This is a genomic window from Rhizobium sp. BK181 (assembly GCF_014193305.1).
Classification (GTDB): domain Bacteria; phylum Pseudomonadota; class Alphaproteobacteria; order Rhizobiales; family Rhizobiaceae; genus Rhizobium.
Genome location: NZ_JACHZA010000001.1, coordinates 1,285,931 through 1,302,425, shown reverse-complemented (window position 1 = coordinate 1,302,425; position 16,495 = coordinate 1,285,931). Strand labels below are relative to the sequence as shown.

Genomic DNA, 16,495 nt, shown 5'->3' with positions numbered 1-16,495 from the left:
CTCGGAGAAAAACGAACGGAAAGCAGCATGGTTCCGGCGCTTAGTAACCCATCTGCCGATCGACGACGAATTGCAGCGGCTCGCCGCCCTCGTAGCGGGCGATCTGGCGCTCGACGTGGCGGAAGAGCGCTGTCTCATCGGAAACTGCCGCATCGTGCGGCGTGATGAACACGTTTTCCAGCCCCCAGAGCGGATCGTCGGAGGCAAGCGGCTCGACCGCGAAGACATCGATCGAAGCGCCGCCGAGCACGCCGCCCTCTATCGCGGCGACGATGTCCGATTGTACCTGGCTTTTGCCGCGGCCCGCATTGATAAACACAGGCTTGCCGAGCGCACCGCCCTGCCGCAGCTTTGAAAACAGCGCCGCATTGTAGAAGCCGGACGTCTCCGGTGTCAGCGGCAGCAGACCGACGAGAAAATCCGTCCTAGAGAGGAAGTTATCGAGCTGCCCGGCATCGAACGTCTCGACGCCATCGATCTCCTTGCGGCTGCGCGACCAGCCGATGACGTTGAAGCCCATGACCTTCAGCTTGTGCGCTGCATCCTGCCCGAGCACGCCAAGTCCCATGATGCCGACGGTGATTTCGGCGGCCTCGGGCGGAACCAGCTTGCCCCAGATGCGCTCCCGCTGATCCCGGTCGTGCTGATGCTGCTGGCGGAGGTGCATGAGGCACTGCATCACCACCCATTCGCTCATTCGCGTCGTCAGGCTGCGGTCGGAGAAGCGAACGATCGGGACGTCGGGCAGGCCCGGCAGGTTCATGAAGCTGTCGACGCCGGCGCCACCGGAGAAGATGACCTTCAGATCAGGTGCGCGGGTGAAGAGATCCGGGTCCGGCTTCCAGAGCAAAGCATAGTCGATGCCGGTCAGATCGCGATCCTTGTTCAGGGGATCCGCGAGATTGATGCTGCCGCGATCCGCAAAGGCCGTTTTCAAGATGCGGGCAACGGTCGTGGGGTCGAACTTCAGATCGACGAGAATAGGCGATTTTGCGGACATGATCGTCTTTACTGTTGGACGGCGGGCGTCGGGACCGCCTCGATGTTGAAGGCGGCAGCCATCAGCGCCTTGGTATAGTCATCCTTGGGCGCACCGAAGATATCGGCGGACGATCCCTGTTCGACGACCTTGCCGAAGCGCATGACGATGACGTCGTTTGCCAGCGCCTTCACCACCTTCAGGTCGTGGCTGATGAAGAGGTAGGCGAGATCGTGCTTCTGCTGCAGGTCCCGCAGGAGATCCACCACCTGCGCCTGGACGCTCATGTCGAGCGCCGAGGTTGGCTCGTCGAGCATCACGAAGCGTGGTTTCAAGACCATGGCGCGGGCAATGGCGATGCGCTGGCGCTGCCCGCCGGAGAATTCGTGCGGATAGCGCCAGCGGGTCAGCGGATCGAGCCCGACCTCCTCCAGCGCCCAGCAGACCCGCTGGTCGCGCTCTTCGTAGGAAAGCGAGCGCTCATGCACTTTGAGCCCTTCGGCGATGATGTCGCCGACCGACATGCGCGGGCTGAGCGAGCCGTAGGGATCTTGGAACACGACCTGCAACTGGTTGCGCAGCGGCCGCATCTCCGTAAATGAATAGCTGGCTATATCCTTGCCGACGAAGCTTATCCGGCCCTGCGAGGAGATCAGTCGTGTTAGCGCAAGGCCAAGCGTTGTCTTGCCGGAACCGGATTCACCGACGACACCGAGCGTCTGCCCGGCGCGCAGCTGCAGGTCGATGCCGTCGACGGCCTTCACATGATCCACGACCTTGCGCATGAGCCCGGCCTTGATCGGGAACCAGACGCGAATGTCGGATCCCTGCATCACGATGGGTTTCGAGGCGTCCGCAAGCGGTGGCTCGCCGCGCGGCTCGGAGGCCAGCAGATGCCGGGTATAGTCGTGCTTCGGGTTGTGGAAGACCTCTTCCACCGTGCCGGTCTCGACGATCTTGCCCTTGGTCATCACGCAGACCCGGTCGGCGAACTTGCGGACGATGCCGAGGTCGTGGGTGATGAAGAGCATGGACATGCCATGCTGGCCCTTCAGCTGCCGTAGCAGTTCGAGGATCTGCGCCTGCACGGTGACGTCGAGCGCGGTCGTCGGCTCGTCGGCGATCAAGAGCTCCGGCCGGTTGGCGAGCGCCATGGCGATCATCACGCGTTGCCGCTGGCCGCCGGAAAGCTCATGCGGGTAGGCTTTCAGCCGCTTTTCCGGCTCACGGATGCCGACCTGGTTCAGCAGTTCAAGAACCTTGGTCCGTGCCGCCTGACCCGTCACGCCCTGGTGCAGTTCCAGAATTTCGGCGATCTGCTTCTCGATCGAGTGCAGCGGGTTGAGTGAGGTCATCGGCTCCTGGAAGATCATCGTGATGTCGTTGCCGCGCACCTCGCGCAACGCCTTGTCGGATGCCTTCAGGAGATCCTTGCCCTTGAACAGGATTTCGCCGGAGGGATGGCTGGCCGCAGGGTAGGGGAGCAGCCGCAGGATCGAGTTGGCGGAGACCGATTTGCCGGAGCCGGACTCGCCGACCAGCGCCACGACCTCGCCCTTGCGGATGTCGAAGGAGACGTGATCGACAGCCAGCGATGTTTCGCCTCCCTGGTGGAATGCCACGGAGAGATCGCGAACGGACAGCAGTGTTTCGGCAGCGTCACTCATTGAAACGTCTTCCTGGGATCGAATGCATCACGAACCGCCTCGCCGATGAAGATCAACAGCGACAACATGATCGACATGGTGAAGAACGCGGTCAGCCCGAGCCACGGCGCCTGCAGGTTGGCCTTGCCCTGCGCGATCATCTCGCCGAGCGAGGGCGAGCCTGGCGGCATGCCGAAGCCGAGGAAGTCGAGCGAGGTCAGCGTCGTGATCGAGCCCGACAGGATGAACGGCAGGAAGGTCAACGTCGCGACCATGGCGTTCGGCAAAAGGTGGCGCCACATGATGGTGCGGTTGCCGACGCCCAGCGCTCGCGCCGCCCTGACATACTCGAAATTGCGGGCCCGCAGGAACTCGGCGCGCACGACGCCGACGAAGCCGACCCATGAGAAGAGCAGCATGATCCCGAGCAGCACGAAGAAGCCGGGCGGCAGGATAGCCGCGATGATCAGGAGAATGTAGAGCACCGGCATCGACGACCAGATCTCGATGAAGCGCTGCAGCAACAGGTCGGTCCAGCCGCCGAAATAGCCCTGGATCGCGCCGGCGGTGACGCCGATGACGGCAGAGCAGATCGTCAGCACCAGGCCGAAGAGAACGGAGATGCGGAAGCCGTAGATGACGCGGGCAAGCACGTCGCGCGCCTGATCGTCCGTGCCGAGCCAGTTGAGATTGCCGAAGTTGCAGCCGGGATCGGAAGCACCCTGCGGGTATCCCGAGCAGCGCTCTTCCTTGCTCATCATCCAGAAAGGTGCTGTCGGCGCCGAATGCGGAATGTTCGAGTTGACGGAGCGATAGGAGTAGTGGATCGGCGGCCAGATCATCCAGCCGTTGGCCTTGATTTCGTCCGCGATCACGTCGGAGCGGTAGTCGGTTTCGGCCAGGAAGCCGCCGAACTTCTCTTCCGGATAATTGACCAGCACGGGAAACAGGATCTCGCCCTTGTAGGAGGCGACGATCGGCCGGTCATTGGCGATGAATTCGGCAAACAGGGTGAGCACGAAGAGGATAAGGAACAGCCAGAGCGACCAGTAGCCGCGTCGGTTGGCCTTGAAGTTCGTCCAGCGCCTGATGTTGGTCGGCGACAGCAGCCCCTTGCGCGGCGGCTTGACCGGCGTTGCGGTCGTCGGATTGGCGGCGGTGTCCATCAGACGTCCCTCCGCTCGAAGTCGATGCGCGGATCGATCCATGTGTAGATCAGGTCGGAGATCAGGCTGACGAACAGGCCGAGCAGCGAGAAGATGTAGAGTGTCGCGAAGACGATCGGGTAGTCGCGGTTGACGACCGAGAGATAGCCGAGCCGGCCCAGCCCATCGAGCGAGAAGATGTTCTCGATCAGCAGCGATCCGGTGAAGAAGGCGGAGATGAAGGCGCCGGGGAAACCGGCGATGATGATCAGCATGGCGTTGCGGAACACGTGGCCGTAGAGCACCTGCCGTTCGTTCAGCCCCTTCGCCCGCGCTGTCACTACGTACTGCTTCTTGATCTCCTCGATGAAAGAGTTCTTGGTGAGAAGCGTCGTCGTTGCAAAGGCGGCCAGCGACAGCGAGATCAGCGGCAGCGTCAGGTGCCAGAAGTAGTCGAGCGGTTTCTGCCACCAGGCGAGCTGGTCGAAATTGTCGGAGACGAGGCCACGCAGCGGGAACCAGTCATAGAAGGATCCGCCGGCAAAGAGCACGATCAGCAGGATACCGAACAGGAAGCTCGGGACGGCGTAGCCAATGATGATGATACCCGAGGTCCAGACGTCGAAGGTCGAGCCGTCCTTGACCGCCTTGCGGATGCCGAGCGGGATCGAGATACCGTAGGAAAAGATCATGATCCAGATGCCGAGCGAGGCGGAAACCGGCAGTTTTTCCTTGATCAGTTCGAGAACCGTGGTGTTGCGGAAGAAGCTCTCGCCGAAGTCGAAGCGGATGTAGTTCCACATCATCTCGCCGAAGCGCGTCAGCGGCGGCTTGTCGAAGCCGAACTGCTTTTCGAGCTTCTTGATCAGTTCAGGATCAAGCCCCTGCGCGCCGCGGTACTTCGAGCCGCCTTCGTCGAGGCCACCGCCGCCGAGAAGATCGCCGCCACCGCCTGAAAGCCGCGAGTCGGCGCCTTGCGCATCGCCGGTCAGCTGCGCGATTACCTGCTCGACCGGACCGCCCGGCGCGAACTGGATGACGGTGAATGAGATAGCCATGATGCCGATAATGGTCGGGATCATCAGAAGTAGGCGGCGAAGGATATAGGCTCCCATCAGCGAGCGGCCTCCGGGGAGTTCTGTCGTAGGCTGTCCAGTCTAACGCCGCTCAATCGTCAACCTTCCTTTGCCGGTCAGTCCCGGCACTGATCATCGTCCGAAGTGATTCGGTTGGCCCATTTGGAGCCCAGCCGTCAGGCCAATGCAAGTCCGCTCATTTCTTGGCGGAAGACGACCACCAGACATCAGGGAAACCGGTCGAGTAGGTCGGATATTCGGCCGGGCGGGTGATCGTGTTCCAGTAGGTGATCGACTGCGTATCGCGGTAGAACAGCGGTACTACGTAGTGGCCCGCCAACAGCACGCGGTCGAGCGCCTTGATCGCCGCCACCTGCTCGTCTCGATCAGGCGCGAAGATCACCATGCGGATCAGCGCGTCGATTGCTGGGTCTGAAATGCCGGCATAGTTGCGCGAGCCCTGCTGGTTGGAGGAGCCCGAACCCCAGTAGTCCGCCTGTTCGTTGCCGGGGTTCATCGTCTCGGCCCACACGTTCCAGATCATGTCGTAGTCGAAGCTGCGCACGCGATTGGTATATTGGGAGGCGTCGACGGTGCGTACCCGCACATCGATACCGATCTTTTTGAGGTTGTTGGCATAGGGCACGGCCCAGCGCTCGAAGATCGGGCTCGACAGCAGGATCTCGAAGCTCATCGGCTTGCCGGTCTGCGTGTTGACCATGCGGTTGCCCTTGATCTCCCAGCCGGCTTCCTTCAGCAGCTTGATCGCCGTGCGCAGGTTGTCGCGGCTCTTCTGCGGGTCGCCGCCGACGGGGTTTGAGTAGGCGGTGGTGAAGATCGAAGGCGAGACCTTGTCCTTGAGACCGTTGAGGATTTCGAGTTCGCGACCCTGAGGCAGGCCGGAGGAGGCAAGCTCGGTATTCCAGAAATAGCTGTCGATGCGCTTGTAGCTGTTGAAGGCGACAGTGCGGTTCAGTTCCTCGAAGTCGAAGCCGTAATTCAGCGCCTCGCGGACCTTCTCGTCCTTGAAAGTGTCACGGCGGGTGTTCAGCACCATTGCCTGCATGATGCCGGTGGCGCGCAGCACATTCGGCACGTCCTCTTTCTTCACGCGGCCTTCCTTGACGGCGGGGAAGTCATAGCCGGTCGCCCAGCGCGCGGCGAGCGTCTCCTGCCAGTAATCGCTGTTGCCGGCGCGGAAGGCTTCGAACTCAACGTCACGGTCGGCATAGTAGGTGTAGGTAATCGAGCCGAAATTGTTCTGCCCGACATTCACGTTGAGGTCCTTGCCCCAATAATCGTCGCGCAGCTCGTAACGGATCGTGGCCCCTGCCGAGAATGCGGCGATCTTGTAGGGCCCGGAGCCCATGACCGGTTCCAGCGTCGTCTTGGCGATATCGCGCGGCTTGCCGTCGGCCCCCGTGCCTTCCCACCAATGCTTCGGCACCACCACGAGCTGACCCAGGATATTGGGAAGCTCCTTGTTGTTCTTCTCGTCGAAGGTGAAGGTTACGTCGCGCTCGCCCGATTTCTCGGCCTTGACCACGTGCTTGTAGTAGTTGGAGGCGAGCGGGTTCAGCTCCTTGACCTTGTCGAAGCTGAAGATCACGTCCTCGGGCGTGACAGGCTTGCCATCCGCCCACTTCGCCTCCGCCCGCAGCCGGAACGTCGCGCTCGAGACGTCATCGGGATAGGAAAGCCCTTCCGCAAGCAGCCCGTAGGAGGCGAGCAGTTCGTCGTCGGCCGATTTCATCAATGTTTCGAACGGCAGCGTCAGGCCGACCGCCGTTTGGCCCTTCGAAAGCAGCGGATTGAAAGTGTCGTAGGTGCCTGAAGCCGATAACCTGAGATTACCGCCCTTCGGCGCATCCGGATTGACGTAGTCGAAATGTTTGAAGCCCGGCTTGTATTTCAGCTCGCTGATGACGGAACTGCCGATGCGGAAATTTGGCTCTTGGGCAACGGCCTGCACGGGCAACGCCATTGTGCCGAGAAGAGAAAAGACCACAGCAAGTTTCGACCACGTAAGCGCCATTCGCCAACCCCGATTGTTTTTCTGCTTTCGCCGACAATAGGCGAAAAACAGGTGATGTGGGAGTTTTTGTCTGGCTCGCGAGATCGTGACCATTTGTTGCTCGGGCAAGCCTGGCTCATTCCCTGCTGTGCAAAACATCGATTCACCAAAATTGCTTTTCACGGTAGATTCGATTGCAAATCACTCGGCCTTGCGCCGCAGACGCTCAGGACATGGCATGGCTTTCCATACCACCAGGACTTTCCAGACATTTTTGAAATTGGCGTTCGCCGGCCTGCTTGGCACAAGCCTTGTTGCCGGCGAAGTCGGTGCCGAGCAGAAGCAACCGAGTCCCGGCAGCGCCAAGGCGATTTTCGGCTCCGTTTCCCTGCCGAACCAGGGAACAGCTCAGCCTTATGGCTTCTATGCCAAAGGCTGCATGTCCGGCGCCGTCGCGTTGCCGGTCGATGGACCCACGTGGCAAACCATGCGGCTTTCGCGCAATCGCCGCTGGGGCAATCCCGCCATGATCTCGCTCTTGGAGCGGCTGTCTCGCGATGCGGCAAAGTATGACGGATGGCCTGGTCTGCTCGTCGGCGACATCTCGCAGCCGCGCGGTGGACCGATGTTCAACGGTCATGCGTCACACCAGATCGGACTTGATGCCGACATCTGGCTGACGCCGATGCCCGCTCACCCACTCAGCATCGAAGAACGTGAAACGCTGCCCTTCACGACGATGCTACAGAAGAACGCGTTCCTGACAATCAACCCCAACGTCTGGACCGAATCGCGCGCCAGGCTGTTGATGCGTGCGGCGAGCTATCCGCAGGTGGAGCGGATTTTCGTCAATCCAGCCATCAAGAAGAAGATGTGCGATACCTGGACGGGAGACCGCACCAATCTTGGCAAGCTGCGCCCGATCTACGGCCACGATTCGCACTTCCACATCCGCATCAAGTGCCCACCGGGCTCAACCGCCTGCAAGCCGCAAGCGCCGGTGCCGGCTGACGATGGATGCGGCAAACCGCTGGCGTGGTGGTTCACCAAGGAACCGTGGGCGCCGCCGAAGCCACCGAAGCCCGGCACGAAGCCGGTCAAGCCGCGCGAAGTGATGGTGTCCGATCTTCCGAACGCCTGCGCCGCGGTTCTCGCCGCGCCGTCCGTCGACTCCATCCAGGCCGCGACGTTCGGCGGTGCTCCCGGTGCGCCCGCGGTTGCGCCTATGGCGGTGATGCCTGCCGCGGCCTCCGATGAGGCGCTGCCCGACATCGGCCCGGTACCGGACGACAAGCCGTCCGGCGAGTGACGCATTGCCAGCACTGCAGCGGTCTTTCAAAAGACGGGCGCTTCGTATAGAAGCAGCCAAATCGATTGAATTTTCAGGCGGAGGTCCTTTTCATGGCCGGCGGCAAGTGCCTTGCATTGATTGCGCATGACCAGAAGAAGGACGACATGGCGGAGTTTGCCCGCCGTAACCGCGAGACATTCGCGAACTGGAAGATCGTTGCTACCGGCACAACGGGCGGCCGGGTGCTGGAGGCCGTTCCCGATCTCGATGTAACCCGCCTGAAAAGCGGCCCGCTCGGCGGCGACCAGCAGATCGGCGCCCTGATTGCGACCGGCGAAGTCGATGCTCTGATCTTTTTTGTCGATCCGCTGACGCCGATGCCGCATGATGTCGACGTCAAGGCTTTGATGCGGCTTGCGATCGTCTACGATATCCCGATGGCGCTGAACGAAGCGACCGCCGACAAGCTTATAGCCAACCTTCACGCGTAACTTGCGCTTGATTGCGCCCTCGCAGGGAACCTGCCATGCAACTCGACACCAGCGACACCGTCATGCCCTTTCCGATCCTGATCGGCGATATCGGCGGCACGAATGCCCGTTTTTCCATTATTCCGGATGCCGAGGCAGAGCAGATCCATTTTCCCAATGTCCGCACCGCCGATTTTGAGACGATCGATGATGCGATCCGCAGCTGCATTCTGGAAAAGAGCAGCCTGCGGCCGCGTTCTGCAATCCTCGCCGTCGCCGGCCCGATCAGCGCTGACGAGATTCCGTTGACGAACTGCGACTGGGTCGTGCGCCCGCGAACGATGATCGACGGTCTCGGCATCGAGGACGTTCTCGTCGTCAACGACTTCGAGGCACAGGCACTCGCAATCTCGGATCTCTCTGACGAACATCGTGAGCAGCTGGGCGACGCGTCCGGCGAGATGATCGCCTCGCGTCTCGTCCTCGGCCCCGGCACCGGTCTCGGTGTTGGCGGGCTCGTGCATGCACGTGGCGCGTGGATCCCCGTGCCAGGCGAGGGTGGCCACGTCGATCTCGGGCCGCGCACCGCACGCGACCTGCAGATCTTCCCCTATGTGGAAACGATCGAAGGCCGAGTATCGGCCGAGCAGATCCTCTGCGGCCGCGGCATCGTCAATCTCTATCGGGCGATCTGCACGGCGGATGGCATTGACCCCATCTATTCCGATCCGGCTGATATCACCGCGCATGCGCTGGCCGGTTCCGACACGGTCGCCGTCGAGACGATCAGCCTGTTCTCGACTTACCTTGGTCGCGTCGCCGGCGACATGGCAATGATTTTCATGGCCCGCGGTGGCGTCTTCCTGTCGGGCGGCATTCCGCAGAAAATCCTGTTCGCATTGAAAAAGCCGGAATTCCGCGCCGCGTTCGAGGACAAGGCACCGCATTCTGAGCTGTTGGCGACGATCCCGACCTATGTCGTCACCCACCCGCTTGCGGCTCTTGCCGGGCTTTCGTCCTATGCCCGCAAGCCGGAGAGCTTCGGGGTTTCGACGGATGGGCGCCGCTGGCGGGCCTAACGGCTCTGGTCAAAAGGCCGTCAACTCTTTATAGAGCCGCGCGAGCGCACGCAGTCATGAGGGCTCGCGTGTCCTGACACACAGGAAGACTGATTTTTGCAATCACCCGACACCCAGCAGGCGCCTGTTAACAGCGACAGCATCACCGGCATCTTGAAGCGCATCCTCGCGGAAAACGGCCGTGATCATCTGTGGGGCTATGTTGTTGCGATCACCTGCCTCGTCATCGTCGCCCTGTCGACGGCGTATACCGCCTGGATCATGAAGTCGGTGATCAACGAGGCGTTCCAGAACCGCCGTGCCGATATCGTCTGGGCGATCTGTTTTACGATTTTCGTTGCCTTCGTCGCGCGCGGTTTTGCGAGCTACGGCCAGGCCGTGATCCTCTCCAGGATCGGCAACAACATCGTGGCGCGGTATCAGCAGCGTGCCTATTCGCACCTGATGAAGCTGTCGCTCGGCTACTTCAACCAGACGCGCTCGGCCCACGTCGTTTCGCAGCTCAATCAAAACATCAGCGGCATTCGCGATGTGATGAACCTGACGATCACCTCGACCGTGCGCGACCTTCTGACGTTCGTCTCGCTGCTGGCGGTGATGATCATCCAGGATCCGCTGCTGAGCCTCGCGGTGTTTGTTCTGGCGCCGCCTCTTCTTTACGCATTGCGATATGTGTCGAAGCGGCTTCGTACCGCGACAAAAGACGCGATCCACGTGAACAACCATGTCGCAGGCGCGATGCAGGAAACGATCCAGGGTATCGCTATCGTCAAGGCCTTCACCATGGAAGGTCAGCTGGAAGGCAAGGTTGACAGGCTCGTCGAGAGCGCAGAACGGCGCGCGAACCGGATCGCCCGCCTGTCGGAACGGACGGCACCGCTGACGGAAAGCTTTGCAGGCCTCGCGGTCGCCAGCGTCCTTGCCTATGCCGCCTACGGCACGATCTATAACAACATTCCGCCGGGCGCCTTCTTCTCTTTCGTGACCGCCTTGCTGCTCGCCTACGATCCTGCCCGCCGCCTCGCGCGCCTGCAGGTGCAGATGGAGCGCGCTGTCGTCAACGCCCGTATGATCTACGAATTCCTCGACACGGTCCCGCATCAGCGCGACGTGCCGGATGCGAAGGCGCTCGTCGTCACGGACGCCAAGATCGAATTCCGCAACGTTTCCTTCGCCTACGGCGAGGATGAAGTGTTGCGCGATGTCAGCTTCTTCGCCGAAGGCGGCAAGACCACCGCGCTCGTTGGCCCGTCCGGCGCCGGCAAGTCGACGATCATCACCCTCATTCCGCGTTTCTATGATCCGAAGGCCGGCCAGATTCTCATCGATGGTCAGGACATCGCGCACGTAACGAAGCAGTCGCTGCGCGAGCAGCTGGCCTATGTTTCCCAGCAGCCGTACCTCTTCGAGGGCACGATTCGCGACAACATCCGGTATGGCCGCCAGGAGGCGACCGACGAGGAAGTCGAACGCGCGGCCCGCCTGGCCTATGCGCATGAGTTCATTCTTGCGCAGCCGCAGGGCTACGACACGCCGGTCGGCGAGAATGGCGTGACGCTCTCCGGCGGCCAGCGCCAACGGCTCTCCATTGCCCGCGCTCTCGTCCGCAACGCTCCGATCCTGCTGCTCGACGAGGCGACCTCGGCGCTCGACACCGAGTCCGAGGCGGCCGTTCAGAAGGCGCTCGATGAGGCCATGGTCGGCCGCACAGTGGTCGTGATCGCCCACCGTCTTTCGACGGTCGTCCGCGCCGACAAGATCGTCGTCATGCAGCAGGGCCGCATCATCGAAGAGGGCAACCACGACAGCCTTGCGCGGCGCAGCGACGGTCTCTACGCTCGACTCAACAATCTGCAGAGGCCGGCCGCCTCCGATGCCCGCTGACAATAGGATGATCGACTGACATGAGCGATGCTGCGATGAAACTGGTGGTGGTTGGCGCAGCAGGGCGCATGGGGCAGACGCTCATCCGTCTCATTCATGCCATTGACGGCGTGGCGCTGCATGCCGCCGTCGAGCGCACCGGCTCGCCCTTCCTCGGCAAGGACGCTGGCGAAATTGCCGGTCTCGGCCCGAATGGCGTGATCATCGGCGATGATCCGCTGGCGGCCTTTCTCCATGCCGAAGGCGTTCTCGATTTCACGTCGCCCGCCGGCACGGTGGAGTTCGCCGCCTTGGCGGCCCAGGCACGCATTGTCCACGTCATCGGCACGACCGGCTGCTCGGTCGACGACGACGCGAAGATCGCGGCTGCTGCCCGTCACGCCCGTGTCGTGAAATCAGGCAATATGGGCCTCGGCGTCAACCTGCTCAGCGTCCTCGTCGAACAGGCGGCTCGTGCCCTGGAACCCGCCGACTGGGATATCGAAGTTCTCGAAATGCATCACAAGCGCAAGGTCGACGCTCCTTCGGGCACGGCACTGCTGCTTGGCGACGCGGCGGCCAAGGGCAGAGGCATCGACCTCGCCTCGAATTCGGTGCGCGTGCGCGACGGTCACACCGGCCCGCGCGAGCAGGGCACCATCGGCTTTGCGACGCTGCGCGGCGGCTCCGTCGTCGGCGAGCATTCGGTGATCTTCGCCGGCGAGGGCGAAACCGTAACGATGTCGCACAGCGCCACCGACCGCTCGATCTTCGGCCGCGGCGCCGTCAAGGCAGCGCTCTGGGCGCGCGACAAGAAGCCCGGTCTCTATTCCATGCTCGACGTGCTCGGGCTTTCTTCAAAGTAATCTTTTTCGGAGGCATTTTTCATGAGCGGCACTCTCGTCCTCGTTCGCCACGGCCAGAGCGACTGGAACCTCAAGAACCTTTTCACCGGCTGGAAGGACCCTGACCTGACCGAACTCGGCATTCAGGAAGCCAACACCGGCGGCAAGGCACTCGCCGATTACGGCATCAAGTTCGACGTCGCCTTCACCTCGGATCTGAAGCGCGCCCAGGACACGCTGAAGATCATCCTCGACAACGTCGGTCAGCCGGACCTCAAGACCTTCAGGGATCAGGCGCTGAACGAGCGCGACTACGGCGATCTCTCCGGTCTCAACAAGGACGACGCCCGCGCCAAGTGGGGTGAAGAGCAGGTCCATATCTGGCGCCGCTCCTACGATGTTCCGCCTCCGGGCGGCGAAAGCCTGCGCGACACCGGCGCCCGCGTCTGGCCGTACTACCTGACCGAAATCCTGCCCCGCGTCCTGCGCGGCGAAAAGGTGCTGGTTGCCGCCCACGGCAACTCGCTGCGCTCGCTTGTGATGGTGCTCGACCGTCTGACCAAGGAACAGATCCTCGCGCTCAACCTCGCGACCGGCGTTCCCATGGTCTACAAGCTCAACGCCGACTCGACCGTCGCTTCCAAGGAAGTGCTCGGCGACATGTCCGGGGCGCACTAACATCCATTGCGCCGCGCATCCTTTGCTGCGCGGCGCTTTTCCAGCCAGACGGGCACCAGCCTTTTAGCTTTTTGACGTATCTTCCGCCTGAGGCGCCTTTTTCCGCGCCGCCTCGAAATCAGGCAGGCGATTGGCGATCCACTGCCAGAGCGTAACCACCTCCACCAGAAGCTCGCCGCCGAGCGGCGTCAGTTCATATTCCACCCGTGGCGGCACCTGCGGGTAGAGCGTGCGCGTCACCAGTCCGTCGCTCTCGAGTGTCCGCAGCGTTTGCGTCAAAACCTTCTGGCTGATGCCTTCCACCCGCTCCAGAACGCGCGAGAAGCGCAACGGCCCCTTGGCTTCCGCCAGGATGTGCATCACCCGCAGCGGCCATTTGGCGCTGGCGCGTTCCAGCATCTCGCGAGCCAGCGCATCCTGCGCATCGCTCAGCGTTTCGCAGAAATCGAATGTACCATCGGTCAGATCAGTTACCATTAGGTATGTATAGCTCTATCGGGTGCCTTCTTTCAAGATGAAACAGACTTGCCTATATGCTGTTGCGACGGATTAAGGAGATTTCGGATGTCACAGGTTTGGTTGATTACAGGCAGTTCGCGCGGCCTCGGCAGGGCGCTTGCGGAGGCGGTGCTGGCCGCAGGGCACAAACTGGTCGCGACCGCGCGCGATCCTTCGCAGCTTCAGGACATCATGCAGCGCTATGGCGGCAATGTCCTGACAATTCCTCTTGATGTGACCGACGAGCAATCGGCTGCATCAGCCGTGAAGGCAGCTGTAGATGAGTTCGGTCGCCTCGATGTGCTCGTGAACAATGCCGGTTATGGCGATGTTGGATCGATCGAGGACACCACCCTTGCGGATTTCCGCGCCCAGATCGAAACCAACCTGTTTGGAACGATCATCGTCACCAAGGCGGCACTGCCGCTGATGCGAGAGCAGGGCTCCGGCCACATCATCCAGGTTTCCTCGGTCGGTGGCCGCATCGGTCCGGCCGGCCGCGCGCCTTATGCGGCAGCGAAGTGGGGTGTTGAAGGTTTCTCGGAGGCGCTCTCCCGGGAAGTCGGACCGCTCGGCATCAAGGTGACGATCATCGAGCCCGGCGGCTTCCGCACCGATTTCGCAGGCGCCTCCACCACCCTCCGCGAAGGACGCCCGGAATATGAAGACACGGTCGGCAAGATGGCCCGCTACCAGCGCGACTACAACGGCAAGCAGCCGGGCGATCCCGCAAAGGCAGCCGCTGCGATTATCCACGTCGCCGGTGTGGTTGAGCCGCCGCTACGCCTGCTGCTCGGCAGTGACGCAGTGCGCGGTGTCGAGCAGAACGACGCGGCACGGGCCAGCGAGCATGCGGCTTGGCGCGACCTCGGCGTTTCCACGGACTTCGAGCCCGGCGGTGGTGCCGGAAAGTTTCCGTGGGAAGCCGAGAAATAACGACCGGGCTGCTTCGGCGACGCCAGAGACCTGCTCTCCGGCGTCGCCCAACTTAATTTTCGATCGTGAACTGTACCCGGTCGGCCGCAAACCGGCTGATCGCATACTGGACCGGAATGCCCAAGAGATCGGTGTTCATCGCCTTCGTGATCAATACGATTGCGCCCGGTGTCAGCTCTAGCGCGGCCAGCTCGGCGGCGTCGGCATGGGTGGCGGTAATCTCGGTCGTGGCACGCACATAGTCCGGCAGCCCGAGCTCGGCGAAGGCGCGGGTGATCGATTCCGTCTTCTCGTATGCGGCTGGCATGCCGGCGAAGCGGTCGGCGGGAAACCAGGTGGTTGCGCAGGAGACCGGCCGGCCATCCGCCTTGCGAACCGTTTCCATGCGGATAACGGGCGCCCCCGGCCGCAATCTCAACCAGCGCGCCACGTCCGCGTCGGCCTTCTCCTCCGAATGGGAAAGCAGCAGTGCGCGCATCTCGCGCGCCTGTTCGCCGATCCCTGATGTAAACCGGGTGCGCTTGGTGATCGGGAAATTCAGCCGCTCCTTGCGCTCGATCAGCGTGCCGCGTCCCTGCACGGCGCGCACGATACCCTCCTGGGCAAGGGCAGCGATCGCGCTTCTGACTGTATGTCTGTTGACGCCGAATTGCAGCGCCAGCACCGTCTCCGGCGGCACCATGCCGGTCTCGTCATAGGCGCCGGCGCTGATCGCCTGGCGAATGCGGTCGGCGATCTGCCGCCACAGCGCCACTCCCGTCTGTCTTTGTACCTGCCCAGCCATTTTGCCCCTTGATGTCACACGCTTGTCATGTCGCCGATTTAAGCGTAACCGTATCTTGTATAGTTGTCTATATCAATAGACATTTAAAGGATGTGGCGATGACCTTAGCGGAAAAGAATGAGCCGGGGGCAGGTGGGCGCAAGCGCGTCGTCGACCTGCTTGCGCGTGCGGAGCGGCAGGAGCTGGTCGCGGCATGGGACAAGCTGGCGGAAAAGCCGGTGGTCCAGCCGGTGCGCGGCCCGGAAACGGGCCTCGTCATGGTCCGGGGCAGGATGGGCGGCGGCGGTGCGCCGTTCAACCTCGGTGAGGTGACGGTGACCCGCGCCACCGTGCGCCTTGCCTCGGGCTCCGTCGGTCACGCCCAGGCGCTCGGCACCGATCGTGAGAAGGCCCGGCTCTCCGCCATCTTCGACGCCCTCTGGCAGGAGCAGGCGACGCAATCCTTCGTCGAGCAGGCGCTTCTGCAGCCGGTCGCCGCACGCGTGGCCGATGCCGATCGCCGCAAAGCCGATGAGACGGCAGCAACCCGCGTCGATTTCTTCACCATGGTTCGCGGAGACGACTGATGAGCCTCAAGACGGAAGTTCCCAAGAATGACGTGTTGGCCGGAGGCTTCGCCGAGCCGGTCTTCCATGCCCAGAGCGTGTTCAAGCTGATGATGGACGCGATGGCGCGCCCGGGCACGATCCAGACGGTTGCCCCTGACGCGACGCCGCCGGCTCCGCTCGGCGTTGCCGCAGGCGCGATTGCGCTGACGCTCTGCGACCATGACACCCCCGTCTGGCTGTCATCAGGGCTGGCAAAATCCGCCGTGCCGCAATGGCTTGGCTTCCACACCGGTGCGCCTGTCACGCCGGAGAAGGCCGAAGCGCGCTTCGCTTTCGTCGAAGCCGGAACGCCGCTGTCGTCCTTCGGCCTCTTCGCCGCCGGCACACAGGAATATCCGGACCGTTCGACGACACTGGTCATCGAACTCGCTGATATCGAAGGCGGCCGCAAGCTGGCGCTCATGGGCCCGGGCATCAAGACGGTCACCGATATCGCGCCGCTCGGCCTGCCCGACACCTTCCTGCGCCTCTGGACGGAGAACCGCGCCCTCTTCCCGCGCGGCATCGACATCGTGCTGACGTCGGGTAGCCGGTTCGTCTGCCTGCCGCGCACCACCAAGATCACCGCAACGGAGATGTGACC

General features: G+C 62.4%; 16 protein-coding genes. 9 read left to right on the top strand and 7 right to left on the bottom strand.

Annotated elements, in window-relative coordinates; all coding sequences use genetic code 11:
• Positions 1–40: 40 nt before the first annotated feature.
• The 5 genes from FHT77_RS06540 to FHT77_RS06520 form a co-directional block, all read right to left on the bottom strand.
• Positions 41–1,000, bottom strand: coding sequence for a 2-hydroxyacid dehydrogenase (locus tag FHT77_RS06540; RefSeq protein ID WP_183753553.1), 960 nt, complete (start codon positions 998–1,000; stop codon positions 41–43).
• An 8-nt stretch (positions 1,001–1,008) separates the two neighbouring features.
• Positions 1,009–2,646 (bottom strand): ABC transporter ATP-binding protein, encoded by a 1,638-nt coding sequence (locus tag FHT77_RS06535; RefSeq protein WP_183753551.1) that lies wholly within the window; start codon positions 2,644–2,646, stop codon positions 1,009–1,011.
• Positions 2,643–3,791, bottom strand: coding sequence for an ABC transporter permease (locus FHT77_RS06530; protein WP_183753549.1), 1,149 nt, complete (start codon positions 3,789–3,791; stop codon positions 2,643–2,645). The genes FHT77_RS06535 and FHT77_RS06530 overlap by 4 nt, the downstream gene beginning before the upstream one ends.
• Entirely contained in the window at positions 3,791–4,885 is a 1,095-nt protein-coding gene (locus FHT77_RS06525) for a microcin C ABC transporter permease YejB (RefSeq protein WP_183753547.1), read from the bottom strand. Before FHT77_RS06525 ends, FHT77_RS06530 begins: the two co-directional genes overlap by 1 nt.
• Before the next feature lie 157 nt (positions 4,886–5,042).
• Positions 5,043–6,881: an extracellular solute-binding protein gene (locus tag FHT77_RS06520; protein WP_183753545.1), complete on the bottom strand. Its 1,839-nt coding sequence runs from the start codon at positions 6,879–6,881 to the stop codon at positions 5,043–5,045.
• Positions 6,882–7,098: 217 nt separating this feature from the next.
• Between FHT77_RS06520 and mepA the strand changes: the two genes are divergently transcribed.
• The 6 genes from mepA (at position 7,099) to FHT77_RS06490 (ending at position 13,086) form a co-directional block, all read left to right on the top strand.
• On the top strand, positions 7,099–8,169 hold the full coding sequence (mepA, locus tag FHT77_RS06515; protein ID WP_183753543.1) for a penicillin-insensitive murein endopeptidase: 1,071 nt from the start codon (positions 7,099–7,101) through the stop codon (positions 8,167–8,169).
• Positions 8,170–8,261: 92 nt separating this feature from the next.
• Entirely contained in the window at positions 8,262–8,642 is a 381-nt protein-coding gene (locus FHT77_RS06510) for a methylglyoxal synthase (protein ID WP_183753541.1), read from the top strand.
• 35 nt (positions 8,643–8,677) lie between these two features.
• Complete coding sequence (locus FHT77_RS06505) at positions 8,678–9,700, top strand: glucokinase (RefSeq protein WP_183753539.1); 1,023 nt, start codon at positions 8,678–8,680, stop codon at positions 9,698–9,700.
• 96 nt (positions 9,701–9,796) lie between these two features.
• Positions 9,797–11,584 carry an ABC transporter ATP-binding protein gene (locus FHT77_RS06500; protein ID WP_183753537.1) on the top strand — a complete coding sequence of 596 codons (1,788 nt, stop codon included), beginning with the start codon at positions 9,797–9,799 and terminating at the stop codon, positions 11,582–11,584.
• Between the two features lie 20 nt (positions 11,585–11,604).
• Positions 11,605–12,429, top strand: coding sequence for a 4-hydroxy-tetrahydrodipicolinate reductase (gene dapB / locus FHT77_RS06495; RefSeq protein ID WP_183753535.1), 825 nt, complete (start codon positions 11,605–11,607; stop codon positions 12,427–12,429).
• A gap of 21 nt (positions 12,430–12,450) precedes the next feature.
• Complete coding sequence (locus FHT77_RS06490; protein WP_183753533.1) at positions 12,451–13,086, top strand: 2,3-bisphosphoglycerate-dependent phosphoglycerate mutase; 636 nt, start codon at positions 12,451–12,453, stop codon at positions 13,084–13,086.
• Positions 13,087–13,149: 63 nt separating this feature from the next.
• Here FHT77_RS06490 and FHT77_RS06485 read toward each other — a convergent pair whose 3' ends face one another.
• Positions 13,150–13,563 (bottom strand): helix-turn-helix domain-containing protein, encoded by a 414-nt coding sequence (locus FHT77_RS06485; RefSeq protein WP_183753531.1) that lies wholly within the window; start codon positions 13,561–13,563, stop codon positions 13,150–13,152.
• Positions 13,564–13,650: 87 nt separating this feature from the next.
• Between FHT77_RS06485 and FHT77_RS06480 the strand changes: the two genes are divergently transcribed.
• Positions 13,651–14,520: an oxidoreductase gene (locus FHT77_RS06480; protein WP_183753529.1), complete on the top strand. Its 870-nt coding sequence runs from the start codon at positions 13,651–13,653 to the stop codon at positions 14,518–14,520.
• Between the two features lie 52 nt (positions 14,521–14,572).
• On the opposite strand, the gene phnF is transcribed toward FHT77_RS06480, so the two are convergent.
• Entirely contained in the window at positions 14,573–15,304 is a 732-nt protein-coding gene (phnF, locus tag FHT77_RS06475; protein WP_183753527.1) for a phosphonate metabolism transcriptional regulator PhnF, read from the bottom strand.
• Positions 15,305–15,402: 98 nt separating this feature from the next.
• Here phnF and phnG point away from each other — a divergent pair, with 98 nt between their 5' ends.
• Both phnG and phnH read left to right on the top strand, forming a co-directional pair.
• Positions 15,403–15,870: a phosphonate C-P lyase system protein PhnG gene (gene phnG / locus FHT77_RS06470; RefSeq protein ID WP_183753525.1), complete on the top strand. Its 468-nt coding sequence runs from the start codon at positions 15,403–15,405 to the stop codon at positions 15,868–15,870.
• On the top strand, positions 15,870–16,493 hold the full coding sequence (gene phnH / locus FHT77_RS06465) for a phosphonate C-P lyase system protein PhnH (protein ID WP_183753523.1): 624 nt from the start codon (positions 15,870–15,872) through the stop codon (positions 16,491–16,493). The genes phnG and phnH overlap by 1 nt, the downstream gene beginning before the upstream one ends.
• Positions 16,494–16,495 lie beyond the last annotated feature (2 nt).